General features: G+C 67.4%; 1 pseudogene. It reads left to right on the forward strand.

Annotation, left to right across the window (positions count from 1 at the left end):
- A pseudogene (locus LC490_RS24215) lies at positions 1 to 1146 on the forward strand (hypothetical protein); the annotation flags it as partial.

The following is a 1146-nucleotide window of genomic DNA, read 5'->3' on the forward strand; positions in this document are numbered from 1 at the left end:
GTCCGACCACGATCACCGGTGTGAGCGGCACGGCGACGGTGACCAATGCCCCGGTCAGCGCCGGCGTCTACACCCTGACCGAAGCTTCGGTGGCCGGTTACACCGCCGGCGCCTGGAGCTGCACCGCCGGCACGCTGTCGGGCAACAGCCTGACGCTGGCCAATGGCGTGAGCGCGACTTGTACGATCGTCAACGACGACCAGGCGGCGACGCTGACCCTGGTCAAGACGGTGACCAACGATAGCGGCGGCACGGCGACGATCAGCGACTTCCCGTTGACCGCGACCGGCCCGACCACGATCACCGGTGTGAGCGGTACGGCGACGGTGACCAATGCACCGGTCAGCGCCGGCGTCTACACCCTGACCGAAGCTTCGGTGGCCGGCTACACCGCCGGCGCGTGGAGCTGCACCGCCGGCACGCTGTCGGGCAACAGCCTGACGCTGGCCAATGGCGTGAGCGCGACTTGTACGATCGTCAACGACGACATTCCGCCGACCCAGACGATCGCCAAGACCATGACCAATGCCGATAACGACGGCAGCGGCACGGTGTCGGTGGGCGACGTGCTGACCTACACGGTGACGGTGACCAATACCAGTACGACCACGAATCTCAATAACGTGGTGGTGAGCGACAGCAAGATCACGCCGACGGGCGGCACGACGCCGTGTGCCAGCGTTGCCCCGGGCGGCACCTGCACCTTGACCGGTACCTACACGGTGACTGCGGCCGACGTGACCGCCGGCAACGTGGTGAACACCGCGACTTCGACCAGCGCGATCTGCCCGGTGGGCAGCACCGATCCGGCCTGCACGACGACGGTGACCACGCCGGTGACGGCGCTGAGCCAGACGATCGCCAAGACCATGACCAATGCCGATAACGACGGCAGCGGCACGGTGTCGGTGGGCGACGTGCTGACCTACACGGTGACGGTGACCAACACCAGCGCCAGCGGCAACCTGACCAACGTGGTGGTGAACGACAGCAAGATCACCCCGAGCACGACGACCTGCGCCTCGGTGGCGCCGGGTGCGACCTGCGTGTTGACGGGCACCTACACGGTGACCGCGGCCGACGTGACCGCCGGCAACGTGGTGAACACCGCGACTTCGACCAGCCCGGTCTGCCCGGTGGGCAGCA

Source organism: Lysobacter sp. ESA13C, from assembly GCF_019970005.1.
Taxonomy (GTDB): domain Bacteria; phylum Pseudomonadota; class Gammaproteobacteria; order Xanthomonadales; family Xanthomonadaceae; genus Lysobacter; species Lysobacter antibioticus_B.